General features: G+C 56.5%; 23 protein-coding genes, 1 tRNA gene and 2 pseudogenes. 9 read left to right on the top strand and 17 right to left on the bottom strand.

All coding sequences use genetic code 11. The features are described 5' to 3' along the window. Positions 1-20: 20 nt before the first annotated feature. The 4 genes from hisD to AKU79_RS19900 form a co-directional block, all read right to left on the bottom strand. Positions 21-1322, bottom strand: a complete 1302-nt coding sequence (gene hisD, locus AKU79_RS18010) for a histidinol dehydrogenase (protein WP_050524976.1) — start codon at positions 1320-1322, stop codon at positions 21-23. A 148-nt stretch (positions 1323-1470) separates the two neighbouring features. Then, positions 1471-1947, bottom strand: a complete 477-nt coding sequence (locus AKU79_RS18005; RefSeq protein ID WP_050524975.1) for a DUF2948 family protein — start codon at positions 1945-1947, stop codon at positions 1471-1473. Beyond that, positions 1944-3212, bottom strand: coding sequence for a UDP-N-acetylglucosamine 1-carboxyvinyltransferase (gene murA / locus AKU79_RS18000; protein ID WP_050524974.1), 1269 nt, complete (start codon positions 3210-3212; stop codon positions 1944-1946). Before murA ends, AKU79_RS18005 begins: the two co-directional genes overlap by 4 nt. Further along, positions 3213-3347: a hypothetical protein gene (locus tag AKU79_RS19900; RefSeq protein WP_269430781.1), complete on the bottom strand. Its 135-nt coding sequence runs from the start codon at positions 3345-3347 to the stop codon at positions 3213-3215. 157 nt (positions 3348-3504) lie between these two features. Here AKU79_RS19900 and AKU79_RS17995 point away from each other — a divergent pair. The 3 genes and pseudogenes from AKU79_RS17995 (at position 3505) to AKU79_RS17990 (ending at position 4763) form a co-directional block, all read left to right on the top strand. Continuing rightward, positions 3505-3579: transfer RNA gene (locus AKU79_RS17995), tRNA-Thr, on the top strand. A gap of 89 nt (positions 3580-3668) precedes the next feature. Next, positions 3669-3839, top strand: a pseudogene (locus AKU79_RS19960) (DUF6538 domain-containing protein); the annotation flags it as partial. Positions 3840-4094: 255 nt separating this feature from the next. Beyond that, positions 4095-4763 (top strand): annotated as a pseudogene (locus AKU79_RS17990) (IS6 family transposase). A 359-nt stretch (positions 4764-5122) separates the two neighbouring features. Here AKU79_RS17990 and AKU79_RS17985 read toward each other — a convergent pair. The 4 genes from AKU79_RS17985 to AKU79_RS17970 form a co-directional block, all read right to left on the bottom strand. Beyond that, positions 5123-6112 carry an ABC transporter permease gene (locus tag AKU79_RS17985; RefSeq protein WP_050524973.1) on the bottom strand — a complete coding sequence of 330 codons (990 nt, stop codon included), beginning with the start codon at positions 6110-6112 and terminating at the stop codon, positions 5123-5125. Then, on the bottom strand, positions 6102-7607 hold the full coding sequence (locus AKU79_RS17980) for a sugar ABC transporter ATP-binding protein (protein ID WP_082224116.1): 1506 nt from the start codon (positions 7605-7607) through the stop codon (positions 6102-6104). Before AKU79_RS17980 ends, AKU79_RS17985 begins: the two co-directional genes overlap by 11 nt. Continuing rightward, positions 7604-8545: an ABC transporter permease gene (locus AKU79_RS17975; RefSeq protein WP_050524972.1), complete on the bottom strand. Its 942-nt coding sequence runs from the start codon at positions 8543-8545 to the stop codon at positions 7604-7606. Before AKU79_RS17975 ends, AKU79_RS17980 begins: the two co-directional genes overlap by 4 nt. A gap of 69 nt (positions 8546-8614) precedes the next feature. Further along, entirely contained in the window at positions 8615-9568 is a 954-nt protein-coding gene (locus AKU79_RS17970) for a sugar ABC transporter substrate-binding protein (protein ID WP_050524971.1), read from the bottom strand. A 344-nt stretch (positions 9569-9912) separates the two neighbouring features. Here AKU79_RS17970 and AKU79_RS17965 point away from each other — a divergent pair, with 344 nt between their 5' ends. Then, positions 9913-10617: a FadR/GntR family transcriptional regulator gene (locus tag AKU79_RS17965; RefSeq protein ID WP_050524970.1), complete on the top strand. Its 705-nt coding sequence runs from the start codon at positions 9913-9915 to the stop codon at positions 10615-10617. 18 nt (positions 10618-10635) lie between these two features. On the opposite strand, the gene AKU79_RS17960 is transcribed toward AKU79_RS17965, so the two are convergent. The 9 genes from AKU79_RS17960 to AKU79_RS17920 all read right to left on the bottom strand — a co-directional run bounded on the left by AKU79_RS17960 (position 10636) and on the right by AKU79_RS17920 (position 21259). Beyond that, positions 10636-12072, bottom strand: a complete 1437-nt coding sequence (locus tag AKU79_RS17960) for an aldehyde dehydrogenase family protein (RefSeq protein WP_050524969.1) — start codon at positions 12070-12072, stop codon at positions 10636-10638. 10 nt (positions 12073-12082) lie between these two features. Next, positions 12083-13597, bottom strand: a complete 1515-nt coding sequence (locus tag AKU79_RS17955) for a sugar ABC transporter ATP-binding protein (protein WP_050524968.1) — start codon at positions 13595-13597, stop codon at positions 12083-12085. Further along, a complete protein-coding gene (locus tag AKU79_RS17950; RefSeq protein WP_050524967.1) occupies positions 13594-14562 on the bottom strand; it encodes an ABC transporter permease in 969 nt (322 codons plus the stop codon). Before AKU79_RS17950 ends, AKU79_RS17955 begins: the two co-directional genes overlap by 4 nt. A gap of 58 nt (positions 14563-14620) precedes the next feature. Beyond that, entirely contained in the window at positions 14621-15655 is a 1035-nt protein-coding gene (locus tag AKU79_RS17945; protein ID WP_050524966.1) for a sugar ABC transporter substrate-binding protein, read from the bottom strand. A gap of 63 nt (positions 15656-15718) precedes the next feature. Continuing rightward, entirely contained in the window at positions 15719-16675 is a 957-nt protein-coding gene (locus AKU79_RS17940) for an ABC transporter permease (RefSeq protein WP_082224113.1), read from the bottom strand. A gap of 101 nt (positions 16676-16776) precedes the next feature. Continuing rightward, a complete protein-coding gene (locus AKU79_RS17935) occupies positions 16777-18393 on the bottom strand; it encodes a GMC family oxidoreductase (protein WP_050524964.1) in 1617 nt (538 codons plus the stop codon). 2 nt (positions 18394-18395) lie between these two features. After that, positions 18396-19421 (bottom strand): zinc-binding dehydrogenase, encoded by a 1026-nt coding sequence (locus AKU79_RS17930; RefSeq protein ID WP_050524963.1) that lies wholly within the window; start codon positions 19419-19421, stop codon positions 18396-18398. Positions 19422-19423: 2 nt separating this feature from the next. Then, a complete protein-coding gene (locus AKU79_RS17925; protein ID WP_082224112.1) occupies positions 19424-20140 on the bottom strand; it encodes an SDR family NAD(P)-dependent oxidoreductase in 717 nt (238 codons plus the stop codon). A gap of 3 nt (positions 20141-20143) precedes the next feature. After that, a complete protein-coding gene (locus AKU79_RS17920) occupies positions 20144-21259 on the bottom strand; it encodes an extracellular solute-binding protein (RefSeq protein ID WP_156209891.1) in 1116 nt (371 codons plus the stop codon). A gap of 210 nt (positions 21260-21469) precedes the next feature. Between AKU79_RS17920 and AKU79_RS17915 the strand changes: the two genes are divergently transcribed. Genes AKU79_RS17915 through AKU79_RS17895 form a run of 5 tightly spaced genes read left to right on the top strand, consistent with a single transcriptional unit; the run spans position 21470 to position 25825 of the window. Continuing rightward, on the top strand, positions 21470-22423 hold the full coding sequence (locus AKU79_RS17915) for a C4-dicarboxylate TRAP transporter substrate-binding protein (RefSeq protein WP_197087404.1): 954 nt from the start codon (positions 21470-21472) through the stop codon (positions 22421-22423). A 54-nt stretch (positions 22424-22477) separates the two neighbouring features. Next, complete coding sequence (locus tag AKU79_RS17910) at positions 22478-22969, top strand: TRAP transporter small permease (protein WP_082224110.1); 492 nt, start codon at positions 22478-22480, stop codon at positions 22967-22969. Next, the gene (locus tag AKU79_RS17905; RefSeq protein WP_050524958.1) at positions 22966-24246 is read left to right on the top strand and encodes a TRAP transporter large permease; all 1281 of its coding nucleotides are present in this window, start codon (positions 22966-22968) and stop codon (positions 24244-24246) included. Before AKU79_RS17910 ends, AKU79_RS17905 begins: the two co-directional genes overlap by 4 nt. Before the next feature lie 11 nt (positions 24247-24257). After that, complete coding sequence (locus AKU79_RS17900) at positions 24258-25019, top strand: enoyl-CoA hydratase/isomerase family protein (RefSeq protein ID WP_197087402.1); 762 nt, start codon at positions 24258-24260, stop codon at positions 25017-25019. 8 nt (positions 25020-25027) lie between these two features. Beyond that, positions 25028-25825: an IclR family transcriptional regulator gene (locus AKU79_RS17895; RefSeq protein ID WP_050524956.1), complete on the top strand. Its 798-nt coding sequence runs from the start codon at positions 25028-25030 to the stop codon at positions 25823-25825. Positions 25826-25844 lie beyond the last annotated feature (19 nt).

Below are 25844 nucleotides of genomic sequence, written 5' to 3'. Positions count from 1 at the left end.
GCGCCCACGGGTGCAAGGGGCTAGTCATTCAACTGGTCCAAACGCGCCTGCACCGACAACCCATGCGCCTGCAAGCTTTCCGATGTGGCAAGCCGCACCGCCGAAGGGCCGATCGCGCGCAGCGCCGCTGGCGTCATCTGCGCCAAAGTCGTGCGCTTCATGAAATCCAGCACCGATAATCCGCTGGAAAACCTTGCGGATCGTGCAGTGGGCAACACGTGATTGGGCCCCCCAACATAGTCGCCAATCGCCTCGGGCGTGTATTGGCCAAGGAAAATCGCACCTGCATGGGTGATCTGCTGGCTCAAGCCGTCAGGGTCAGCGACGCAAAGCTCCAAATGCTCGGGTGCCACGCGGTTCGACAGTTTGGCTGCCTCGACCAGATCGCGCACCACGATCACGGCGCCATTATCGCGCCAGCTTGGGCCGGCAATCGCGCCGCGCTCCAACGTTTCCAGCCGCGCGTCCACCGCCTGCGCCACATCACGCGCAAACCCGGCGTCATCGGTGATCAGAATACTTTGCGCGCTTTCGTCATGCTCGGCCTGAGACAGCAGATCAAGTGCGATCCAGTCCGGGTTGTTATCACGATCCGCAATCACCAAAATCTCGGACGGGCCCGCGATCATATCAATCCCCACGCGGCCAAACACCCGCCGCTTGGCCGCCGCAACAAAGGCATTGCCCGGCCCGGTAATTTTGTCGACAGGTGCAATCGTCGCGGTGCCATAGGCCAATGCAGCCACCGCCTGCGCACCACCAATGCGGTAGACCTCGGTCACACCCGAAATTTTTGCGGCCAACAATACCAAAGGGTTCACAATACCATCCGGCGTAGGGCAACAGATCACCAAGCGTTCGACCCCGGCAACCTGCGCTGGAATGGCATTCATCAAAACGCTGGAAGGATAGCTCGCCAGCCCGCCAGGAACGTAAAGCCCCGCGGCCGAAACCGGCGTCCAGCGCCAACCCAAACGCGCGCCGGTCGGTTCGTCCCACATAGCATCTTCAGGCTTTTGGCGGGCATGATAGTTGCGAATGCGCTCCGCCGCCAACTCCAATGCCGCACGATCCTCGGCCGATACCTTGGCACACTCGGCCTCAATTTCCTCTGCCGTAAAACGCATGGCCTCGGCGGTCAGGTCTAGCCGGTCAAAGCGCTTGGTCAGTTCCAGCACCGCCGCATCGCCGCGTCCGCGCACATCCGCAATGATGCCCGCTACAACATCATCCACGTCAACGCTATCTTCGCGCTTGGCCCCCAAGAGACCTGCAAACTTGGCTTCAAAATCGGCATCCGAGGTGGATAGAAAAACCGGCATAACGCGCCCCTTTTATGGTGTTGCCACCCCTTTAGCGCGCCCCGCCCGCCACCTCAAGCACCGGCCTGGATGCACAAGGACACCCCACCATTTCATCTTGGCAAAAATACCTAAAATCGGCAGCCACATCACTGGCTTTGGCAAGCACTCAACCCTCGTGACGCGGCATCTTGCGCGAAGGGGCCGCATAGGGCCGCGTTACATCGCGCGCCGTCGCATTCACTGACTCGACGTCCAAAGCTACCTCGCCATCGCCCGCCAAAGTCAGCACTACACGGCCCGTTCCATCCGCCCCCGGCACAAAAGCCACCGATAACAACGACACGACCGTATCCTTGTCCCGCTGCGAAATCCCTTGCGATCGAACCGCCAAAACATCACCGAACACCAGCATGCAGCGCACCCGCTCATAGGCACGCCCAGCCCGTTCCGCTGCCGACTGATCCTCCCACCGAAACCGGTTCAATAGCAATCCAAACTCGCGCCGCTTGGCATCATAGCGCATGTCAGACACCATCAGCACTGCATCTTGCAGCAGCGCCGACATCACCTGCAAATCATCGGCATCGGCAGCGATCAGCGCCAACGGGGCCTCGGCGCCATCTTGGAAACGGGCATCAGTCATGTTGCGATCCGCTCGATATGGGCACCACATGCGCCCAATTTTTCTTCAACGCGTTCATAGCCACGATCAAGGTGATAAACGCGGCTGACCACGGTTTCACCCTCGGCTGCCATTGCCGCCAAAATAAGGCTGACGCTGGCCCGAAGATCAGTCGCCATAACGCGGGCGCCTTTCAGCTTTTCAACACCGGTCACAGTTGCATGGCCGCCATGCACATCAATTTTGGCGCCCATGCGGATCAGCTCTGGCGCGTGCATAAAGCGGTTTTCAAAGATCTTCTCTTCCAGCACACTTTTGCCGTTGGCAGTGCACAGCAACGCCATCATCTGTGCCTGCAAATCGGTAGGAAAACCGGGGAAAGGCTCGGTGGTCACGTCAACCGCATTTACACGACCGTTCTTGCGCTTCACCTTCAAGCCACGCTCGGTTTGCTCAACCGAAACGCCTGCGGCATCCAATTTCTCACAAAACGCACCAACAAGCTCTATCCGGCCACCAAGGCATTCCACTTCGCCACCGCAAATCGCTGGCGCAAGCATATAGGTGCCCAACTCGATACGGTCGGTAACCACAGGATGCGTGGCCCCACCCAAACGATCCACACCTTGAATGGTAATGGTATTCGTGCCCTCGCCTTCAATCTGCGCGCCCATGCGACGTAGACATTGGGCCAAATCAACGATTTCAGGCTCGCGCGCCGCATTTTTGATGACAGTCGTGCCTTTAGCCAAAGTGGCCGCCAACAGCGCGTTTTCTGTGGCCCCGACCGAAACAATCGGAAATTCAATCACGCCACCGCGCAAGCGCCCGCCTGTCGCCTTGGCATGCACATAGCCGTCGCGCAGGTCGAGCTCGGCGCCCAAAGCCTCAAGCGCTTGCAAATGCAAATCGACCGGCCGCGCGCCAATCGCACAGCCACCGGGCAGTGACACAATCGCATGGCCGTCGCGCGCCAGCATCGGCCCCAGCACCAGAATCGAGGCCCGCATCTTGCGTACGATGTCATAATCGGCCGTATGATTATTGATATCGTGGCTCGACATCGCCAAGACTTGCCCGCCCTGAAGACTTGCAACCTCGGCCCCCAATGACCCTAAAAGCTGCGTCATCGTCCGGATATCGGACAACCGCGGCGCGTTGGTCAATGTCAGCGGCTCTTCTGTCAGCAAAGTGGCCGGCATCAAGGTCAGGCAAGCATTTTTTGCGCCCGCAATCGGAATCACTCCGTTAAGTTCGCCGCCGCCTCGTACCAGAATCGAATCCATCTACTGCCCCTCAGTTTTGTCATTAACTTGGCCCGTTCGGGCCTTTGCCTGTGCCTTGCGCCGCGCCATATTGGCCTTCAACGCCTGTTTTTGCCGCTCTTCACGCAACTCGGCGCCTGTTTTCTGGCGCCTCATAGCAGTGTTTTTTGGGCTTGGATTGCTTTGTTTATCGCTATTCATCCCCCTTCTCTACATCGCAATGCAAAAAGGGTCCAGATTAGGCTTGCGCCCTCGGTAGTTTCAGATTAATCAGCCGCCACGCCAACCGAAAAGAACCGGTAACGCGAAAGATGCTGTGGTAGCTCAGTGGTAGAGCACACCCTTGGTAAGGGTGAGGTCGAGAGTTCAATCCTCTCTCACAGCACCATCTTTCCCGTTGAAATCATTATATGCTCTTGCAAACAAAAGGGTTTTCCCGTTTGACTGCTACAAAGCTTGTTACAAAACGGGTGCATAATGGCGGGCAAACTCAGATACTTTCAAACGCGCAACGGTAGCTACTACGCACGCATGAGCGTTCCCAGATTACTGCGCCCAATTATCGGAAAAGACGAACTTACAAAGGCTTTAGGACCCGACCGACGAGCGGCGGAGCGAGCGCTTGCAGGTGTGGTTGCCGGTTTCCAAACTCAAATCATGGATGCGGCGCGACAACACGCAGAACGGCAAGGTGCGCCCGTGCAACTTGCCCCCTTCCCCCTGACGAACAGTCAGATCGCCCGTAAGCAGTACGAGATGCGTCTCGAACAGGATGCCGAGGCCCGCAATCACGGCACAGCTTACTCAAGTGTAGGTAGTGTCGTAAACTTCTCTGGGTTTCATCTGAACCCCGATGGAGCAATGCTTGGCTCTCCGCGCGAAGCAGACAGGCGGGTCAGAACGGTGATAGATTTCAAGCGCGTTCACTACCCAAAGGCGGTAATCCTGCATGCTGTGTTTTTCTATGCACGCTATGCCGTCTCATACCGCGACATATACGAAATCCTGGCCGAGCGCGGCGTGGCCCTCGACCACGCTACGCTGAACCGGTGGCTTGTGAAGTCTTCGCAGCTGATCGCGGCCACCGCCCAAGCCAAAAAGCGCGCGATGGCCAAATGTTGGCGGATGGACGACTTATGTAAAGGTTCGCGGCAAGTGGGCGTATCCAATCCAAGCGGTCAACCGCGCAGGATAAACCCTTGATTTCATGCCCTCAAAGCGCCGCGATACGGCTGCAGCGCGACATTTTTCAAGCAGGTGATCACCGTAAACAGCCAGCCAGACCGCGTAAACACTGATAAAAGCTGCACCAATTTTGCGGGGATTCAGGCGGTGAACGTGATCCTTAAAATTAAAGGGAATGGCCAGTTGATCACCATCCGGCAAAGGAACACCTCAAAAATATCCTTGAACAAAATCACCGCTGCAAAAAGCATATCACCGGTCCGATGCTTGGCTTCAATGCCTTTCATTGTGCGGCAGCAACCAACGCTGGCATTGAGGATTTGCAAGGGTCAGTTCGGCGCCATAAGGCTTTCCGCATTCCAGCAATTTGCCGCCCTCGCAGCGTAATCATATCGCGAAGTTTGGCACCCTCTGGCTACCCCAAAGTGTGAGACACAACCAGATCCTCTTTGTCTCGTAAGTTGAGAGCAAGTCGATTCTACGCCCAAACTGCGCAAGAGCTCACGGAGCGCGGGAAGGTATAGCCTTTCAGGCGGGGCTGGCAAATCTGACGACCCATCGTCGCGCGCAAAACACAGTTGATGCACAGGTCAATAACTTGGCAATGCTTGGTTGGCGAATGCTCTGCGCGAGGGGCGGCACTTCTACAGCAAGTTCAAGTTTAAATTTTGGTAGAAAGCGCACGCTCTATCCCTGTGAAACTTGGATGCTGTTTGGGCATGGCGCATCGCAAACCGGGCCGGTCGCTAATCAACAATCCTTGCTTCACGCCGCGCCTCTAGCACAACACTTTGGCGAAATGCGGAATAGCGATCAATCGCAACGGCAGCCATAAGCACTGCGCCGCGCACCATGTCATAGATGTAGGGCGAGGCATTCAGCAAATTCAAACCATTGTCGATCAATACTAGAAACACCGCTCCAATAACCGAACCAACAATGGTCCCTGACCCGCCGGTCAGTTTTGTGCCCCCCAGAATTACCGCCGCAATCACTGTAAATTCGATGCCGATACCGATGCCCGATTGCAACCCCCCTACGCGGGCCAGCAAAATCAAGCCTGCTACACCGGCCATAAAACCGCTGAGCGCGTAGACCAGAACCGTTATCCGCGCCACCGGAAGGCTGGTTTCACGCGCCGAGCGATCAGAGTTGCCAATCGCGCGGGCATATACCCCAAGCCTTGTATGGTTCAGGATATAGACGCCGATAATGACTATAACTATCAGCACAAGGATCGGCACCGGAATGCCCCAAAGGCGCCCGTTGCCCAAAAAGCCCATCTCACGTGGGACCGGAATGTTTTGCGCGCCGGTCAGATGTATCGCCGCGCCGCGATAGATCGAATAAGTGGCCAGCGTGGTAATTAGGGGTGACACTGCAAAACGGACAACCAACAAGCCGTTCAACAACCCGAGCACGGTTGCACTGATCAATGTGACGCTGAAGGCCAAGGCATAATTGCCCGTAACCAGCATCAACTGTGCAAACAGCGCCGAGGTCACGAACAAGATCGCCCCGACCGAAATGTCGATACCGGCAGTTAGAATGATAAAGGTCATGCCAACTGCCATGATGGCCGTTACGCTGGACTGCACAAGGATCGCTTGAAAGTTGGACAGCGTCAGGAATACCGGCGACACCACCGACAAAACACCCGCCAACACGATGGTTGCAACCGCAATCGCGACCCATTTTTGCCGCGAGACGATGGTTTGCAATCTTTTAGGCTGCATCCTGGCCTCCTTCGTTCGAGCTGGCGGCAAGGGAAATAATTTTAACTGAGTCAAAATCCGAGCGCAGAAACTCGCCGACAATCCGCCCTTTGCGCATGACCAGCATTCGGTGCGTTATGTGCAGCAGCTCTGGAAGGTCAGACGAGACAATGATTATCGCCTTGCCCGTGGCAGCCAAAGCCGCAATTTTTTCATGGATGTCGAACTTGGCACCAATATCCACGCCCTTGGTCGGCTCGTCGAAGATCAGAATCTCGGGGTTCGTCGCCAACCACCTTCCGAGCATGACTTTTTGCTGATTGCCGCCCGACAAGTCGCTGACGTTGTTTTCAATATGCGGAACTGAAATATTCATGTCGGAAACAAGGTCATGCGCGCGCGCTTTTTCTCCACGAAACCCAAAGCCGCGCAGTTTGCGCTGCACAAACCCCGCGATATGCGCGGCCGACAGGTTCTCGCGCACGGGGCGGTTCAGGAACAGCCCGTTTTTCCGGCGGTCCTCGGTCACGTAACACAGCCCGCTGGCCATCATCGCGGACACGTCGCGCGGAACAGCCTTGCCGTCGATCCGAACCTCGCCCACGGCTGCCCGCAGCCCGAAAATCGCTTCGGCAATCTCGGTGCGTCCTGCGCCCATCAGGCCCGCAATGCCCAAAATCTCACCGCGATGCACCGTCAGATTGATATCCTTAAAGTCGGATGAAGACAGGCCGCGAACCTCTAACGCCGGAGTTTGCGAGGGTGCCGCCAGATTGACCCGCGCATCCTCTAGCGTGCGCCCGACCATCATTTCCTCTAGGCTACGCTGGCTAACCTCGGCCAACCGCCCTTGCCCAACCTGACACCCGTCTCGAAGTGCCACAAAGCTGTCGCAGACGCGGTAAATCTCTTCCATGAAATGCGAGATGAACACGATGGCCAAGCCGCGCGCCTTTAGCTTGTCAATGATAACAAACAGCTTTTCCCGCTCGACAGCGGTTAGCGATGTTGTCGGTTCATCTAGGATCAAAACCTTGCTGGCATGCAGCAACGCCTTGGCGATCTCGACAATCTGCTGCTTGCCCGCGCCCAATGTCTCGACCAAAGCGCGGGCGTCAATTTCGATACCCAAGAATGCGATCTGCTCCTGCGCGATCCGTTCGGCGGCCGCCCAGTCAACCCGCATCTTGGCACCGGGCAAATCCGAGATACAAATATTCTCGGCAACGCTTAACGAGCCAAACAGTGACAGCTCTTGATGCACCGCCGAAATGCCATGTTCGGCCCCGATGACCTTGGGAACGGTTTGACCGTTAACCAGAATTGTACCGGTTGTGGGGGTCAACAAGCCGCACAGCATGTTCTTGGTGGTTGACTTGCCCGCCCCGTTTTCACCAACCAGCGCCAACGCTTCACCCGCAAACAGATCAAAGGTAACGCCAGACACAACGGTTTTACCGACAAATGATTTGCTCAGCCCGCGCACCGAGACCACAGGGTTGGAATGAACACTCATGCGTCTCTCCGATTGCCAAACCGTGTGGCCATCCAGGTGCCAATGAAAATTAGCACGCCTTGAATGATTAGCTGGTCATAAAAGGGAATACCTATCAGGTTTAAGCCGTTGGTCAGAATAGCCAAAATGGCAACGCCCAAAACGGTACGCCCGATCGACCCTTCGCCACCCGCCATCCCTGTTCCGCCCAAAACGACAGCGCCGATGATAATCAGCAGCAGCGTGTCGCCAACGCCGGGAATCGCATTTCCCAGATTGGCGATTGAAATAAAGCCCGCGATGCCACCTAGCGCCCCTGAAAAGAGATAAACACTAAAGGTCACCCACGGCACATGTATGCCGCTGAACCGCGCGGCATCGACGTTCGAGCCTACCAACATGACCTGCCGCCCCCATGTGGTCTGCGTCATAGCTACGCCGGCAAGACCGACAATCATAAGGCTGATAACTGTTACCGCCGGAATGCCAAACCATTGAACGAACCCGAAATCGAGCATCCAGAACGGCGTTCCTTTGACGGCGATGCCCGCGCTCATCACAAAGGCCACGCCCCGCGCGATCAGCTGGGTTGCCATCGTGGTGATGAACGGGGTCAACTGGAAAAAGCCGATAAGAACGCCATTCAACGCGCCAAAACCCAACCCAACCGCCACAGCCACGGCGGCACCCAAGGCTACACTGCCCGTCGCGGCCATTGCCAAACCGGATATCACCGCGCTAGCACTGATTACGGTTGAAATTGAGAGATCAATGCCCCCTGCCAGAAACACCACCGTCATACCGACGGCAGCAATCATCACAACCGCATTTGCGCCAAGCATCGCCTCAATATTACCCGAAGACGCAAAATGTGGCGACAAGACCGAAAAGCCGATTGCAAGTGCTACCACAATCACCAGCGCGGGATAAGTTTTTAGCAACGTCAGAATTCGCGGCACGCGGCATCCTCCACCAGAAATCAAAATGCGGCGCCTCCCCAGTGGGAAACGCCGCAACGCGGTTTGCGATTATTTCGGTGCGCCCCAAATCTTGGCCGCATTCGCCGCAGCATCGGCACCCGTATATAGATTGCCGCCAACATAGTTGGTCCGTTCAACAGCCTTGCCGTCAAGGATATTTGCGACCAGTTCAACCGCTTTGCGACCGGTTGCCTCGGTTCCCATTACGACAAACGCGTCCGCAGTGCCATTCACCACTGCGTCATACCCGTCACGCGAGCCGTTGACGCCGGTAATCACCACGTGATCTTTTTCGCCAACGGGCACCAAGCGGCCAAGGTCGGTCAGCACGGTTTCAACCGCTGGAATATGTGTATCGGTTGCCGCAAATACCGCTGCGATATTCGGTGTCGCTTGAAAGGCGTTCTGGGTGCCAGACAATGCGCGGGCCGAATCCCAATCGGTTGGAACCTCGATGATATTCACGTCTTTCAACGAGGCAATCCCCTCGCGGAAACCGGCAGAGCGGTCGATGCCGTTCTGGTCGTTCAACGCGCCGATCAGTTCTAAAATGTTGATCTGGCCCTCATATCCTGCAAGCGCCTTGGCGGTGTATTCCCCCGCCAAACGGCCATCGACTTTGGAATCCGGCCCGACAAAAGATTGCACGACGGCGCTGTCTGGCAAGTCACGATCATAGGCAACGACAGGAATATCGGCTCTTTTAGCTGCGACCAATGCACGCTCGACAGTGTTTTGATCCACGGCGCAAACCAGAATGGCGCTAACCCCTTGTGCGATAAGCGATTGGATCTGTGCATTTTGCTGCTGTGCGTCGCCGTCGGCCACGACCTCTACGACCTTATACCCACGATCTTTGGCCTCGGCGTGAATCCCGTTATTCACGGCAACACGGCTTTCGAACAGTTGGTCAACGGCTAGCCCGATTGTTACATCGGCAGCATTCGCCTGCGATGATAGTAGAATGGCCGCGCTTGCAGCAGCACCAAGTATCTTTTTCATGATTGTATCTCCTCCATGTAGTACCCGACGCCTTGGGGCGCCTCCTCCGGGTAGATTTCATTCACTTTCATATAGACAAATAATTTTGACTTATGCAAGTACCGATGTCATTTTTACTTTAGACAGACTAAACTCAACTCTTTTACTCAATACTGCAGAATAATCAACATATGATGCATTTTTGGTAGAACCAAATTTCACTAAATGCGCGCCGAGAAATAAAGCAGTCAAACTTCCTCAGGTCTGCGTCCAGTCGGCCACTGAAATCGCCGGATTTCTTGTGCGGACGGCGAAATAATCCTAAACGAATTAGAAACCACATTGTGGGCAAGGGAATTGGCACGATGATGCAAAACACCACTGGAAGAGCCGCCGATCATGTCGTCAGCACCCTAGAGCAGCGAATCCTGGAGGGTATCTGGGCAGATGGCCAAGCTTTGCCGTCAGAGCGCGACTTGATGCTGGAGTTTGGGATCAGCCGCACCGTGGTACGCGAAGCGGTACGGCTGTTATCCGCCCGCGGGTTGGTCGAGGCTAAACCGCGTTTTCGCCCCGTGGTCCGCAAGGCAGGGTTTGAGGCCGTGGTCGAGGCTGCGGGATCGGTTGTCACAAACTTGCTGCAACAACCCGGCGGCGTACGAAATATGTTCGACACCCGTATTCTGATCGAGGCAGGGCTGGTGCGCGAGGCTGCAAAATCGGCCAACGCAGCAGATATTGTTGCGCTGAAAAATGCGCTTGCGGCAAATGCTGCCGCGATCAATGACAGTGATCTATTTTACCTGACCGACACCGCCTTTCACGCGGTATTCTATGCAATCCCCCGCAATCCGGTTTTGCCCGCTATTCACAGTGCCTATTCCACTTGGCTTGCACCACAATGGAGCCAGATGCCCCGCCTTTTGGATCGCAATAAGGCGAACCTAGCCGCGCATACCGCGATTTTTGACGCGGTACTGATGCGCGACCCGGATGCCGCCGAAGCGGCATTACGCAGCCATTTGATTGCGGCATGGAACCAAGTGCGTCAAACATTTGGCGATATTTGACGCACAAAAGAGTGGCCCTTAATAGGCCATGTAAACTGTCCGCTTTTGCAAGTAACCTTCCAAGCCATGGATGCCATCCTCACCACCGACACCGCTTAGCTTGTGGCCATTGTGATAGCCCTGCACCAAACCGGTTATGCCAGAGTTCAAGAAAATCGTACCCGTTTCCAGCCGTTGGATTGCGTCCATATAAACGGCAGGGTTGCGCGTCCAAAGATAGGCTGACAGCCCATCCGGCCGCGCGTTGGCAATGGCCAGCGCCGCCTCATAATCCGCCACGCGCACAATAGGCAGCACGGGACCAAAGATTTCTTCGCGCACGGCGGCCGTATCTGCGTTGGCATTGACCAGCACTGTCGGCTCGTACCAATTGCCTTTGGCGAACGCTGCGCCCTCTGGCCGTTTGCCACCCGCAACAATCCGCGCGCCACCCGCGACCGAGTCTGCGACGATCCGTTCAATACGCGCCAACGCATCGGGGGTTGTCACCGGTCCCATGCCGCCGTTGGTCTTGGGGTCGCCCAGCTTTACTTGCGCCACACGTTTCAGCAGCTTTTCCGTGAACTCATCCGCGATTGCCTCTTCGACCAGAACGGTCTCGTTGCAAATACAGACCTGCCCCGCATTTGCAAATCGCGCGATCACAGCCGCATCAACTGCCGCATCGATATCGGCGTCTTTCAGCACGATAAACGGCGCCGAGCCACCAAGTTCCAGCGACAGTGCCGTAATATTCTTGGCAGCCGCAGCCATTACCCCCTGACCCGCGCGGATAGAGCCTGTCAGCGTGATCATCCGCACGACCGGACTTTCGACCAAAGGCGCGCCTACATCTTTACCCGTGCCGGTGACCATGTTGATGACGCCGGCCGGCAAACCTGCCTCTTGGCAAATCTGGCAAAACACCGATGCCGTGACGGGTGTGGCCTCATGTGGTTTCAAGATCATGGTGTTACCTGTCACCAAGGCAGGCCCAGCTTTGCGCCCGATCAGCGCCAACGGGTAATTATAGGCACATAGCCCCAAGGTAACGCCGTAAGGCACGCGGTAGATATACAGCTGTTCGCGGGGCCGGTCAGAGGGCAGTATCTCGCCTTGGATCCGCCGCGCACCTTCGGCTGAATAGGTCAAATAGCGAATTGTATCCGTTACCTCACCCGCTGCTTCGGCACGGGTTTTGCCCTGTTCCTTGACCAACAGTTCTTCAAGCAGATCCCGTCGGCGCTCAATCCCCTCGGCTATCTTATAGATATAGCCCGCCCGCTCAATCGCAGGCAGCATCTTCCACGTTTGCTGTGCGCGCGCTGACGTCTCGATTGCGCGCGCCACATCTGCCGCGGTACACGCAGGCACCTCGGCCCAAATCTCACCCGTGGCTGGGTCCGATACGGACATGCGTTTACCGTCAGAGGCGTCGCTGAATGTGTTGTCGATAAAGGCTTGATAATAGGTCATTTTGGTTCCTTCAGTGTGCGGTGGCGGCCTGGGTTCCGACCCCCGCCATATCGGCGAGCATCCGGTCTTTGTTGAAGTGGGGGTGGGCGTACTCGGCAACTGACCGCCCTTGATACAACGTGATCACCCGATCTGCGAGCAACATAACCTCGTCTATTTCATAGCTGAGAACCAAAATTCCCACACCTCGCAGCGCCAGATCTTCGATGATACGGTAAATATCTGCCTTGGCGTGGACATCAATGCCACGGGTTGGTTCCAGCAAAATCAGCAGCTCCAACCCGTCATCCAGCCAGCGTGAAAAGCAGATCTTTTGCTTGTTTCCGCCCGAAAGAAACCGGATTTCCTGGGCCGCGGATGCCGTTTTGGTCGATGTATCCCGGATCGCCTTGGCCACCAGTGCATCTATACGCCCGCCGTCAATCAGGCCACCGCGCGTGGCCTTTTCCAGATAGGGCAAGGCGATATTGTCGCGCACGGACAGCGGGGCCAGAATACCGTTTTTGTCGCGGTTTTCAGTCACAAGGCCCATACCGTCGCGCACCGACACCGCAGGCCCGCGCCCCGGCGATAGCGGCTTGCCGCGATAGTTGACCGTACCGCTATAGCCGCCATCTAGACCAAAGATCGCCTTGGCCAGCTCTGGCGCGCCGCAACCCCTTAGACCCGTCAGCACCAGTATTTCGCCTCGTCGCAAGGAAAATGATACATTTTCATAGTGTTGTGGCTTACTTAGCGTCGCGACTTCCAGCAGCACATCGCCCTGTATCTGCTTGGGTGGTTTGACAAAATCGTCAAGTTCGGTGCCGGTCATGGATTGGATCACCGCCGCTTCGGTGGTGTCACCCGTCCGCTCGGATAGCACGATCTTACCGTCACGCATCACCGTCACCTGCTCGGCTATTCCGAAAATCTCTGGCATATGATGCGAGATATAGATGATCGCTACGCCTTCGGCCTTCATCCGCCGGATGAATTCGAACAAGCGTTCTTTATCCTCTTCGGACAGGGCCGAGGTCGGTTCATCCATCACGATCAGCCAGCTATTGGACATCAGCGCGCGGATAATCTCGACAATCTGCTTTTCACCTGAATTCAACTCTCGGACAGGGCGCGCGGGATCCAGCGTCAGGCCAAACCGGTCTAGCTGTGTCCGCACCTGCCTTGCCATTTCGCGCTTATCCAGAAAGGGCGTTCGGCCAAGGTATAGCTCGCGGCCCAAAAAGATGTTGGCCGCAACCGTCAGCTCGTTGATCAAGGAATATTCTTGATGGATCATCGCGATCCCCAATCCTGTCGCATCGGCGGGTGAGGCGATGCGCACGGCCACGCCGTCAACTGTGATTGCACCTTCGTCGCAGGCGATCACCCCGCCAAGCACCTTCATCAGGGTGGATTTGCCCGCACCGTTCAGGCCAACCAGCGCATGAACCTCGCCCGATACACAGGAAAAATCAACGCGGTCAAGGGCTCGGGTAGCAAAAAAGCTTTTGCCGATTCCGGTCATATCGATACGTTTGGTCATGATGTTTTCCCCCGCTGGGTCCATGTATCCAGCAACACCACACCAAGCAGGATCATCCCTTTGATAAGGCTTTGCAGATAGGGGTTGGTGCCAGTTAAGACCAACCCGTTGATAATAATGCCATAAAGCAAAACACCCAAAATCGTCCCCAAAAGCCGCCCTCGGCCGCCAAACAATGACGTGCCGCCAAGGATCACGGCGGTGATGGCATCAAATTCAAGGTAAAGCCCGGACCACGGCTGCCCGGATGAAACCCGCCCCACAGTCACGATTGCCGAAAGCCCGGCCAATGCGCCCGACAGCACATAAATCCACACAAGAGTCCGTTCAGGTCTGCGGCCAAGCACAAAGGATGTGTTAAAATTGGCGCCGGCTGCATAGACATTCCGGCCAAAGGGCGTGTTGTACAACAAGACCGAAAGCCCTACAAAAACCACGACCACAAAGGGAATAACAACTGGCATACTGCCCCAGCTAACCCCACCCAGCCACAAGAATGCCGCGTTTGAAACGTTGATCGAATTTGCATCATAGATTACAAGCGCAAGCCCCCGCGCCAGCGCGTAGGTCGCAAGCGAAACCATGAACGCCGAAAGCCGCAGCCGCCCGATAAAGACGCCGTTTATCGCCCCAATTGCCATGCCCGCCAACACCGCAGCCGCAAACCCAAGCGGCGCACTGCCTGTGGTGGTTAAGGTGATAACGCCAACCCCGCCCGAAAAGGCTACGTTCGAGCCGACAGACAGGTCAATACCGCCAGTCAGCATCACAAAGGTCATGCCCATCGACACCAAGAACAGCACAGCAATGGAGCGCAACAAAATGCCGAAATTTGTGAGGGAATAAAAGTTCTCATTCGCAAGGCCAAAGCCCACGGATGCGATCACGATCAACCCAAGCAGCACAAGGTATCGCAGGCTTAGGCCGCTCAGACGCGGAGTTGTAGATGTGGAAATGCTGGTCATGGGGCACCTTTCAGAAAAGGCGCCGCCGACACAAATAAGTGCCGGCGGCGAATTCAAGCTATTTGACCGAGTCTGGGCCGAATTCGATATCACCCTTGGCCGCCACATCCAGCGCCTTGGCGACGTTGTAAACTTCGATATCAGCCGGGAACCCGTTCTTGAGCGCAAGTGCATAGTTTTCATCGCTCATCACCAGCGGGGTGAAAAAGTCGTAAACCTTTTCAACCTCTTGCCCCATATGGATACGGTAAGCCATTTGAACGAAATTCCAACCTTCACGCGTGCCCGACAGCAAGATGTCGGCCTTAACCTGCCCCCCCTCCATTTGCTGGATGATCGGAATATCACCGTCATAGCCATAAAACTGAAGATCGGTTCTGCCAGAGTTGGCCGCAATCGCGATTGACGGGTACATATAGCCATCCGTCACACCCGAAATCGCATTCAGGTCGGGAAATTGGGTCATCCAGTTTTCGGCCAGTGTCTGCGCCTTGACAGTATCCCAATCTGCGGGTTGCTCGGCCACGACCTTAACGTTGTCACAGGTCTTGATGCCTTCCAAAATACCCTGGTGGCGTGCATCGCCCGACGGGTTGCCCGCCTGCCCCAGCATGATAGCGACGTTAAAGGGCTTGCCACCCGACAGCGCGCACATCGCAAGGCCTTGGTTTTTGCCGTTTTCCACATCGCCAAGGGTAAAACTGTAGTCGGCGCTTTCCATCGGCGAATGAACTGCGATCCAAACGATACCCGCGGCTTTGGCCTTGGCAACAAGCGGCTCAAACGCGTCTACGTTGATCGCGTTGACGAACATGACATCGGGTTTCTCGTTGATTGTGACTTCGGCCTGTTGGATCATTTTTTCCAGGCTGCCTTCGGCTGAAAGCCAGCGACCGGTAATCTTGGTATCCGGAAACGCAGTGTCATAGGCCGCAATCGCGTCTTCAAAACCCGAAAGCCACGCAACATGATACGGCGCGACATGGCCGTCATTGATGAACACGATGTCCAGCTTGCCATCGCTGGCAAACGCCGTAGTGCCCATTGCCGCGCCAAGCACAAGCCCAAGTGCCGTAGTTGATGTAAATTTCATTGGTTCTTACCTCCATAATGAACCGTTGGATTGACCACAATTGGCCGTAAAGCAGTGCCGTTGCTAATGCGCCTCTGATTGCCGTGACTGCCACAACAGCCAGTTCACACCGAGCGCCGCAAGGATCACGAGACCCTTGAAAACCTGATGCCAAACGTCCTCTACATTCAGCAAATTCAACGCATTATTGATAATTCCGATAAAGGCGACGCCCCAAAGCGCGCCGCCAATCGTGCCTCTGCCGCCTTGGATCAAAGTGCCGCCGATAATGATTGCGGCAATCGCGTCTAGCAGCAGACCGTTGCCATCAAGCCCCGGCTGCACAAACCCCATCCGCGTTGACAGCATGATCCCGGCAAACCCGCTGCACAGGCCTGAAAACATAAAGACGCCGATTTTTACGCGGTCAACGTTGATGCCCGCCAGCTTGGCGTTGTCTTCGCTGTTGCCGATGGCAATGATCGCAGCACCGATGCGGGTATGGTTATAAACAACATAGGCCAGCCCGCCCAGCGCGATGAGGAACCAGACGGACAGGTAAATTCCAAGCAGTTTCTCCGAACCGGCCCATTGGAAAAATCCACCCATCAGAAAAATCTGCTGCCCGCGTGAGATAATCAGGCCTGACAGGCCTTGCGCTACGAATAAGGTTGAAAGCGTGACAATAAAGGCAGGCAACCGCAGCTTGGCAACCAGTGCGCCATTCACGAACCCCATCGCCAAAGACGCCACGATCACGGCCAATAGGCCAATGCCAACACCGCCCGTCAGTCCAAAAAATACCCCCAGCACCACCGCAAACAGAACCGAGGCCATGCCCAGCGACAGGTCAATATTGCCCGACACAATGACAAAAAACTGTCCCAGCATAATCAGACCGATCGGCACGATTTGGCGCGATATGGCCGACATGTTATCAACGCTCAGAAACCGTGGGCTGAGAACGTAAAAGACTATGCAGCACAGCAATGTCACCACGACGATATTGCGTTCTTGTAGGGTTCTCGCGATGTTTTGCATGTTAGTCCTCCAGTTTCGGTTGCCAAAAAGGCAGGCACTTAGGGCAGGCAACGGGGTGTAGTTTCCCCCCAGCCAAAACGGTGTTGGGCCGGGGGGGCATTTCACAATCTGCCCAGAACAAGATCTGCACAGCGGTCGCCCAATACCATCGCGGGGGCATTGGTGTTTCCGGCCGGAATGTCAGGCACAGCCGACATGTCACAAACCCGCAGTCCAGCAATGCCGCGCACCCGCATCCGCGCATCCAAAACGGCCATCGGGTCGCCATCCGCGCCCATTTTGGCAGTGCCGACGGGGTGGAAATTGGTTTTGACCACTTTGCGGCAATGCGCGGCCAAACCGGCGTCTGACATATCCAGCGGTGCGACCACTTCCTTGATACGGTCGGCCAAAGGCTTGGTATCCATGGTTTTGCGGAAGTAGCGCAGACCAGCAATCATCGCCTCCATATCAGCCGGATGCTTTAGGAAGTTTGGCGAAATCATGGGCATCGCTGCAGGATCGGCCGATCGTAGGCGGACCTCGCCTACTGATTGCGGCTTCAGCAGCACCATTTGAATGGAAACCCCGGGCCCGTCACCGATTTGCTTTAGCGTCGCGGGGTCGAGGTACATCACGGGGATGCAATACGCCTCATGCGTGGGGGGCGCATCGGGGTCAGTCGGGTTGACAAAACACGCCGCCTCTAGCCCCGTTGTGGTGATAAGCCCGCGCCCGAACAGCTTGAATTCAAGCCCGTTGCGGATCATATTCCAACCGCTATCCTGACCATAATAGCCGTAAGGCCCGTTGGCCCGCGCGACCACCGACACATCGGGGTGGTCTTTCAGGTTTTGGCCAACGCCGGCCAAATCGACCTCTACATCAATACCATGCTTACGCAGATGATCGGCGGGGCCAATGCCCGACAGCATCAGTATTTTCGGCGTAACAAACGCCCCCGCAGACAAGATCACTTCGCCGTTGGTTCGAACCTCATGCAGCCCGCGTTTGTCGCGGTACACAACACCCACCGCACGACCATTTTCGATGACAATCCGTTGCACCTCGGCCTGCAACCGAATGGTCAACCGCGGGTCGCCTTTCAGTGGGTCAAGGAATGCATAGGCCGTGGATACCCGCTGGCCCTTGTCATAAGTAAACTGAAAAAAGCCGACGCCGCGTTGGGATTTGCCATTGAAATCAGGGTTGAACGGCTCTCCTTGGGCCTGAAGTGCCTGCACAAACCAACGGGCCATATCGCCAATATGGCCGGGGTCTGAAACCGTCAGTTTGCCCTCGGTGCCGTGCAGATCGTCGTTAAAGGTCCGGTTACCCTCTAGCCGTTTGAAATGCGGCAAAACATCATCCCAGCCCCAACCGATCGCATCGTTATTGCCGCGAAGCGTTTCATTCCACGCGTCATAATCCGATGGTCGCCCGCGCACATAGGCCTGCCCATTGACCGAGCTGCCGCCACCCAGAACGTTCCCTTGCGGAATCTCGGCGCGTCGCCCGTCCAGTTGCGCCTGCGGTTCAGACAAGTGGGTTTTGAAAAACTTGGACCCGTTTTTCAGCAGTTTGAACACACCCGGCGGCATATCAAGCAAGGGGTGGCGGTGATGATGCCCTGCCTCAAGCAGCAAGACGCGCCCGCCACCGTCTTCGACCAAGCGCGACGCGGCAACCGAACCGGCAGAACCGCCGCCTATCACGATATGATCAAAGACCTCGGCCATGGTTACCCCCCCTGACCTAGCAAGATAATCTTGCCGAATGCCTGCCCTGCCCCCATCGCCTCAAGCGCCGCTGCGGCCTCGGCCATGGGATAGGCTTCGGCGGTCAGCACGTCGAAATCAACGGTTCCGGCCTCGATCAGTTGCACAGCCTCTTCAAACTCTCGGTTGAACTGGAAAGACCCGACAACTTCGATTTCCTTAAGCATGATCTGGTTCAGGTTCACCTGTGCTTCACGCAGCTGAATATTGCTTAGAATGGCGACGCGGCCCTTTTGGCGAATGGCGCGTAAGGCAGTGTTGAATGCGGGAATCGCGCCGCTGGCCTCGACCACCACATCAAACTTGCGGTCCAAGATCGCCTCGTCAAACGCGCCAATCACAAGGCCGGTCGCACCTGCACGCACGGCAACATCCACCGCACCCGCACGCAGATCAATCGCCGTAACTTCGGCCCCGCGCGCAACGGCACCGGCAATCGCCAGCAAACCCATAGGGCCGCATCCGGTTACCAAAACCTTTTGCCCCGCCACAACGCCGCCTTTGTTCAGGGCGTGCAAAGCGCAAGCCATTGGTTCTGCAAAGGTCAAATGACGCGGGCTCACCCCATCGGCCACCGGACGGCAGCAGCGCGCCGGATGGTCAATCACATCGCGGAAAAACCCGTCCAAATGCGGAACTGTGGTGGCCGAGCCGGGGAATTTCTTAGCCGTGCACAGGTTTTCCTCGCCACGCAGGCAGGCCGCACAGCTTTCGCAATTCATAATCGGATTCAACGCCACAAGTTGCCCAACCTTCAGGTCAGTACCATTGGCATCGGTGACATAGGCGCAGGCTTCATGGCCCAAAGTCACAGGATTTTGCAGCAAGAATCCGGCGTTGGAAAAGTGGGAATAATAGTGCAGATCGGTGCCGCACAGGCTTGCCACAGCCAGCTGCAGGCGCACATGCCCATCGGCAATCGCGTTGCTGGGAGTTTGTGGACCTACGACAATGGTGCGCGCCGCTGTCAGTTTTGTCTCAATGCTCATGTTTAGAACCCCACCGCATAACCGCCGTCAACCTGCAAATTGACCCCGTTCACATAGGCTGCTTGATCCGATGCAAGATAGAACACCGCGTTAGCGACATCTTCGGGCGTGCCAAATTTGCGCCCCGGAATACGCCCTTCAATCTTGTCGCGGCGCGCCGGATCTTTGGCCAGAATGGCGCGCGTCATATCGGTATCAATGAAGCCAGGGCTGACCGCGTTGCAGCGAATACCAAATTGCGCCGCATCAACCGCGACCGAACGCGTTAGCCCGACAACTGCGGTTTTGGCCGTCACATAGGCGGCCGCCGACGGCAGCGCCATAATTCCACCCATGGAAGCAATGTTAACGATTGCGCCGCCTGTATCGCGGTGCAACGCGATATACCGCCCACAGGCAGCAAACATTGCGCCGACGTTGATACCCAAAACATGGTCCAACTCATCGCGCGATACGTCCCACACGGGCTTTTTCAGATGCACACCGGCGTTATTCACCAAAGCGGCAATCGGGCCTGCTTTGGCATGGATTTGGGTTACGAAATCGGCGTCACGGTCTGCGGCCACATCGCATTCAAAGAAATGCGCACCTGCGCCAAGGCTCGCGGTATCGGCCGGCGTGCGGGCGACAACATAAACCTCATATCCGGCCTGCAAAAACCTGCGGCTCTGGCTTAGTCCGAGGCCTTTATTGCCCCCCGTGATAATTGCGATGGGCATCGATCATGCTCCCTTAAGATGATGGCGGTAGAGGGTGTTCAGCGTTCCAAGGAAGGTTTCAGCCGGAATCGCTTTGCGGAAAAAGTCTGGCATAATGGCGCAAACATCATCGACAAAGCCCAGAAACCAAACATCGCGTGGGCGGGTCCACGCCGTGTCGATTGTGCTAAATCCACCTTGGAAGAACGGCGCAACAGCGGGGTCGGCAGCTTGTGCCAGCCATGTTTTGCGGTTTGCAGGTTGGCCGTTATTTGCCAAATAGACGCCTGACTGCACCGGTTCGGATGTGATCCATTGCGCGAAAGCAAGGGCTGCCTGGGGGTCGCTTGTGCGGGCCGAAACCCCAATGCCGGCCCCGCCCAGAATGGACCGCGATCCTGTGTAGCCATCACACTGCGGCAGGTCGAAATACCCTAGCCGATGCTTGCGAAACCCCGGACGGGCATAGTTTACATAACCGAACAGACAAGGCGAACAAGCAAAGTCATCCGTGCCAGACAGCGCCTCGAGCACCGCAATCGGGTTCATCGCGACCTGTTCATCCGGCCCCAGCGCATAAAGCGCCCGCAAGATGCCCAAGGCATAAAGCCCGTTTGCGTCGGTAACAAATTCCTGCGGGTTGCGCGGTAGATCAGCCTCACCCCGACCGGCGACAATCGTCATCAACATATCAAAGGCATCAACCGGCAACAGCGGTGTCAGGGCGCGGTATTTCGCGGCATCCGCGCGCAAGAAATCTTCCCATTTACGCGGCAGAGGTGCGCCCAGATCTGGCCGGTACGCCGCCATTTGACACGCCGCGTCCAACGCATAGGCCCAGCATCGCCCGCCCCAAAAATAGCTTTCCTCGGACCCACCCAACGAGGTGCCTTGGCCAGTCGAGGGGGGCAAGGCCAGCAGCGCGCCGGTCTCGGCAATTTGCCCGACATGTGGATGGTCGAGCACAATAAAATCGTATTTCGCGGCCAAATCAAGAATTGGCGCATCGGCAAAGGCCTGAAGCGACCGCTTATCCCACTCAATCTTTACGCCGGTTTCGGCGCCGTAGGCCTCGGCCGCAGCGACCACGCAGTCGTAGCCGCGCGGATGGTCCCAAGTCATGCCTCTTAGCGTCGTCATCCGTGCCCCCCTTGAATCTCTGGCACTGTCACTATGGGCGCAGCACTCCCTAATTTGCAAGTATAAAAATTACTTTGACATATGAAATATGCATGCTATCCCAAAAGCACTCGCCGGATGTTCGGCCAGCGAGACCGGCGGCGGGAGGGCCGCAGACATGGGAGGAACCAGATGTCATTCCACACCGGCCTAAAAGGCCTTGCATTCCTTATGACCACCGCACTCATCGCGCCCAACATCGCAGCGGCACAGGATTATACGTTCCGCCTTGCGCATGTGACCTCGGACAAAGAGCCGATCCAGCAAGCGATGCAGCAATTCGCCGATAACGTGGCCAAGCGAACCGAAGGCCGCGTAGCGATTGAGATTTTTGCGAATGCGATGCTCGGTTCGAACCCCGAAGTTTATGAGCAAATGCGCAGCGGCGCGCCGATCATCACCATTGCCGACCCCGGTTTTCTGTCAGATTTCGTGCCAGACTTTGGCGTGCTCGGCGGCCCGTACCTGATGAAAGATCCACGCGACTTCCAAAAGATCGTTAATTCCGACCTCTACACAGATCTTGTTGACCAGCTGCGCAAGGACGGCGGGATTGAGCTTTTGGCAATGAACTGGTTTTTTGGCGCACGGCATATGATTGCGAACAAGCCTATCACCGGACCGGATGACATCGCAGGCATGAGCTTCCGCACACCCGAGAATATCATGTGGACCGAAACCTTTACCGCCATGGGCGCGCGTCCGACCACTTTGGCCTGGGCCGAGGTGTATTCCGCGCTGGGTTCTGGTGTGGTGGATGGGGCAGAGGCACCGCTGCCGTCAATCTACAGCTCTAAACTGCATGAGGTACGCCCATACATATCGCTGACAGGGCATTTCAAGGGCTTTACCGGACTTATCATGAATGGTGATACATTTGCGGCCTTGCCGGCCGATATTCAAACAATCCTGTCCGAAGAGGCTACAAGTGCGGGCGTCTATATGACCGACCTGATGCTGACCTCGCAAGACGACTGGATCGCCAAGCTGGAGAGCGAGGGGGCTACGGTCAACCGTGATGTGGATGTAGATGCATTTCAGGCGATGACCGATGTCGTTTACACCAAATTCCCCGCTTGGTCGGACGGTCTCTATGGCAAGGTCCGCGCCATCCTCGACAACTGATCCAATGCGGCCCGGCGATCTGGCGTCGGGCCGCGAACACCTTGGGGGGATGCCATGACCGCTTTATCTAAATTTGTACGCCATACGGAAAATGCTGTTACATTTATGGCGTTGTTGATGTTGGTTCTTTGCGTGCTTTGGGGTGTTTTTACCCGCTACATCAGCACGCAACCGGCGGCCTGGACAGGCGAGCTTTCGGGTATATTGTTCACTTGGGTCGTGTTTATCGGCGCAGCCACCGCTTTTCGGGACGGGCGCCATATCCGTGTAGATTTATTGGTGGAAATGTTGCCATCCCGCGCCGCATGGGCCTTGCGGCTCTTGGCCGATCTGATCGTGGTGGCCTTTTTGGCCTATTCCACATTTCTAAGTGTGCAAATGTTGATGCAAGGCGCGTCGCGCGTGTCGCCCGTGCTGCGCATTCCGTTTTCTTGGGTGTATCTGGCCCCCGCGATTGCCTTTGGACTTATGACCATTGCCGCGGCGCTGCGCCTGCTCGGCCTTGCCGCAGCCCCTGCCCCAATCGCGCCCGAGGACACATTATGACCCTGCTTCCCATCGCTTTGCTGCTGCTGGGCATTGCCATCGGCATTCCTGTCGCCCTTGCAATCGCCATTGCTGGCCTGTCATTTTTCCTGACATCGGGCGCAATGCCACCGGAACTTTTCATCCAGCGCATTGTCGCAGTTACCCAATCCTTTCCCCTGCTGGCTGTGCCGCTGTTTGTGATGACAGGCATTGTGATGAACTATGCGGGCATCACCGGCCGCATGATGCAGTTTGCCGAGGCGATGACAGGACATTGGCGGGGCGGCTTGGCGCAGGTCAATGTGCTTTTGTCAACTTTGATGGGCGGCGTATCGGGTTCTGCTAATGCCGATGCAGCGATGCAATCTAAAGTGCTGGTGCCAGAAATGACCAAGCGCGGCTATGACGTCGCGTTTTCCTCAGCAGTGACGGCGTCATCCTCGATTATCAGCGTTATCATTCCACCGGGCATTGGCCTGATCCTGTATGGCTTTATGGGCAACGTCTCTATCGGGCGGCTGTTTTTAGCGGGGATTGTGCCGGGGGCGCTGCTTTGTATCGCGATGATGCTGCTGGTGGCTTTGCTTGCCAAACGTCACGGCCTGCGCCCTGCGTTTGACGCTCCAATGCCTTGGCCACAGCGTTTGGCAACCCTGCGCGCGGCATGCCTTGCTATGACAGTGCCTTTCGGTATCGTTTTCGGAATTCGGTTTGGCTGGTTCACCCCCACCGAAGCCGGCGCAATGGCGGTTTTGTTCGCAGTGATCGTAGGGCTGCTGTACCGAGAGCTGAAGTGGTCGCATGTTGTTCCTATTCTGGAGCAAACGGCGCAAGCAACGGCGATCATCCTGCTGGTGATCTGTGCGGCACAGGCCTTTGGGTTCTACATGACATGGGAGCGTATTCCCGAAACCATTGCCCGCGCGATGCTGGCATTGACCGAAAACCCCATTCTGCTGTTGTTGATTATCAACCTGTTGCTGATCATTGTCGGCATGTTCATCGAAGGCACTGCGGCGATTATCTTGCTCGCCCCTATTCTGGTGCCGGTGATTGCGTCGGTGAATATTGATCCCGTGCATTTCGGTATCATCATGGTGCTGAACCTGACCATCGCCGGCGTCACGCCACCTCTTGGCACGCTGATGTTTACAACCTGCGCCATCACCGGCGTTTCAATCGGGGCTTTTGTGCGCGCGTCACTGCCGTTCTACGCCCTGCTTTTTGGCATGCTGATGCTCATCAGCTACCTGCCCGAACTGTCCTTGTGGCTACCTGACTTTAGAATGAACTGATGGAGATCTCTATGTCCGAAATATCCCAACCAATGGACGACGGCTGCGTGCGCTTTGAACATAGCGGCAGCGTGGCCGAGATCATTCTGGACCGCCCCACAAAACACAATGCCTTAACGCCCAAAATGTACCGTGACATCGCCGACTGCTGCGCGCGCGCGAATGAGGATGACACGGTTCATGCGGTCATTTTCCACGGCGCCGGTGAGCGGGCGTTTTGTGCGGGGTCCGACATCAAAGCGCTGGACGGCTATGCCGACTTTTGGGCATGGCGCAACCGCACCGACTACATTCCCCCAATCATCAACCTGCGCAAACCGGCGATAGCGGCGGTGAAAGGTTGGGCCTTGGGGGGCGGGTTAGAGATTGCGCTGGCCTGTGATATCCGCGTCGTGGCGCGTTCGGCGGTCTTTTCGGCGCCCGAGGTTGCGCTTGGCTGGAACGGCGCCGGCGGGGCTGCGCAACATCTGGCGCGGATGTGCGGCTATGGCCAGGCGATGAAGTTGCTGCTGACCGGCGACCGCTTTGACGCCCATGAGGCACACAGCATCGGCATGGTCGAATATCTGGTTGATGACAGCGAAGAGCTGGCAACCGCCCGCGCCTTGGCCGAAAAAATCGCGGCCCATTCTTCGGTGGCTACCCAAGCGGTTAAGGCTGCGGTACGTTCTGCGCTTGATGTAACAGTCGCGCAGGGATTGAAGATTGAGAATGACCTCATGTCCCTGTGCTTTGCCAAAGTCGAACAGACCAAGGCCAAATCCGCAAGCTAGGGAACGCCATGACCAAACAGGCCGCCAACAACGATGATACAAAAAAGAGCAAATCGGCGGTTCCGTCGGTTGAAAAGGCGTTCGATATTCTCGAACTTCTGGCAAACGTTGAAGACGGCCTGACGATGAACGAAATGGTGGATGTGCTGGGGCGCACCATGGGCGAAATTTACCGCATTGTGATCTATCTGACCGAACGCGGCTTTCTGGTACAGCACCCCGACACCAGCAAATACGCCCTAACGCTCAAGCTGTTCGAACTGTCGCACCGCCATGACCCGACCGCACGTCTGATTGCACGGGCCATGCCCATTATGGAACGCATTGCAAAGACGACCGAGCAATCCTGCCATCTTGGGGTCTTGAACCATAATAACGTACTGGTTTTGGCCTCGGTACCCAGCCCCCGTCCGGCAGGGTATGCCGTGCGAACCGGCGCGCTGTTTCCGGTCGAGCGTACAAGTTCGGGCCATGTGATTTTGGCCTTTTCCGCCCCGCATGTGCAGACGGGCTATCTGAACAGCGCCGGTTGTGCAGACGGTACTGACCTGCGCTTTGCCGCCATTCGGGAAAGCGGGTATGAGGATACGCCCAGCACGATGATTGCAGGCGTCCGAAATCTCTGCGTTCCAGTCTTTGACAATCGCGGCATCACAGCGGCGATAACCACCGGCTATATTTCCCAAATCGACACAAAGGCTTCGGCCGAGGAAACCCTTTCCATCCTGCGCACTGCCGCGCTTGAGCTGTCACAATCGCTCGGGTTTGGCATTGCAGAGGCTGCGGAAGGGGCATCAACCCCCTAACACACAGAAATGAAACACC

Source organism: Pseudorhodobacter wandonensis, from assembly GCF_001202035.1.
Classification (GTDB): Bacteria; Pseudomonadota; Alphaproteobacteria; order Rhodobacterales; family Rhodobacteraceae; genus Pseudorhodobacter; species Pseudorhodobacter wandonensis.
The sequence above is the reverse complement of the archived record's forward strand: the minus strand, read 5'-3'. Positions and strand labels throughout refer to the sequence as shown.

Excerpts from the sequence above, each read along its gene's own strand:
- hisD (WP_050524976.1), bottom strand. The coding sequence starts at position 1,322 with ATGCCGGTTTTTCTATCCACCTCGGATGCCGATTTTGAAGCCAAGTTT.
- AKU79_RS18005 (WP_050524975.1), bottom strand. The coding sequence starts at position 1,947 with ATGACTGATGCCCGTTTCCAAGATGGCGCCGAGGCCCCGTTGGCGCTG.
- murA (WP_050524974.1), bottom strand. The coding sequence starts at position 3,212 with ATGGATTCGATTCTGGTACGAGGCGGCGGCGAACTTAACGGAGTGATT.
- AKU79_RS19900 (WP_269430781.1), bottom strand. The coding sequence starts at position 3,347 with ATGAGGCGCCAGAAAACAGGCGCCGAGTTGCGTGAAGAGCGGCAAAAA.
- AKU79_RS17985 (WP_050524973.1), bottom strand. The coding sequence starts at position 6,112 with ATGCAGCCTAAAAGATTGCAAACCATCGTCTCGCGGCAAAAATGGGTC.
- AKU79_RS17980 (WP_082224116.1), bottom strand. The coding sequence starts at position 7,607 with ATGAGTGTTCATTCCAACCCTGTGGTCTCGGTGCGCGGGCTGAGCAAA.
- AKU79_RS17970 (WP_050524971.1), bottom strand. The coding sequence starts at position 9,568 with ATGAAAAAGATACTTGGTGCTGCTGCAAGCGCGGCCATTCTACTATCA.
- AKU79_RS17965 (WP_050524970.1), top strand. The coding sequence starts at position 9,913 with ATGATGCAAAACACCACTGGAAGAGCCGCCGATCATGTCGTCAGCACC.
- AKU79_RS17960 (WP_050524969.1), bottom strand. The coding sequence starts at position 12,072 with ATGACCTATTATCAAGCCTTTATCGACAACACATTCAGCGACGCCTCT.
- AKU79_RS17955 (WP_050524968.1), bottom strand. The coding sequence starts at position 13,597 with ATGACCAAACGTATCGATATGACCGGAATCGGCAAAAGCTTTTTTGCT.
- AKU79_RS17950 (WP_050524967.1), bottom strand. The coding sequence starts at position 14,562 with ATGACCAGCATTTCCACATCTACAACTCCGCGTCTGAGCGGCCTAAGC.
- AKU79_RS17945 (WP_050524966.1), bottom strand. The coding sequence starts at position 15,655 with ATGAAATTTACATCAACTACGGCACTTGGGCTTGTGCTTGGCGCGGCA.
- AKU79_RS17940 (WP_082224113.1), bottom strand. The coding sequence starts at position 16,675 with ATGCAAAACATCGCGAGAACCCTACAAGAACGCAATATCGTCGTGGTG.
- AKU79_RS17935 (WP_050524964.1), bottom strand. The coding sequence starts at position 18,393 with ATGGCCGAGGTCTTTGATCATATCGTGATAGGCGGCGGTTCTGCCGGT.
- AKU79_RS17930 (WP_050524963.1), bottom strand. The coding sequence starts at position 19,421 with ATGAGCATTGAGACAAAACTGACAGCGGCGCGCACCATTGTCGTAGGT.
- AKU79_RS17925 (WP_082224112.1), bottom strand. The coding sequence starts at position 20,140 with ATGCCCATCGCAATTATCACGGGGGGCAATAAAGGCCTCGGACTAAGC.
- AKU79_RS17920 (WP_156209891.1), bottom strand. The coding sequence starts at position 21,259 with ATGACGACGCTAAGAGGCATGACTTGGGACCATCCGCGCGGCTACGAC.
- AKU79_RS17915 (WP_197087404.1), top strand. The coding sequence starts at position 21,470 with ATGACCACCGCACTCATCGCGCCCAACATCGCAGCGGCACAGGATTAT.
- AKU79_RS17910 (WP_082224110.1), top strand. The coding sequence starts at position 22,478 with ATGACCGCTTTATCTAAATTTGTACGCCATACGGAAAATGCTGTTACA.
- AKU79_RS17905 (WP_050524958.1), top strand. The coding sequence starts at position 22,966 with ATGACCCTGCTTCCCATCGCTTTGCTGCTGCTGGGCATTGCCATCGGC.
- AKU79_RS17900 (WP_197087402.1), top strand. The coding sequence starts at position 24,258 with ATGTCCGAAATATCCCAACCAATGGACGACGGCTGCGTGCGCTTTGAA.
- AKU79_RS17895 (WP_050524956.1), top strand. The coding sequence starts at position 25,028 with ATGACCAAACAGGCCGCCAACAACGATGATACAAAAAAGAGCAAATCG.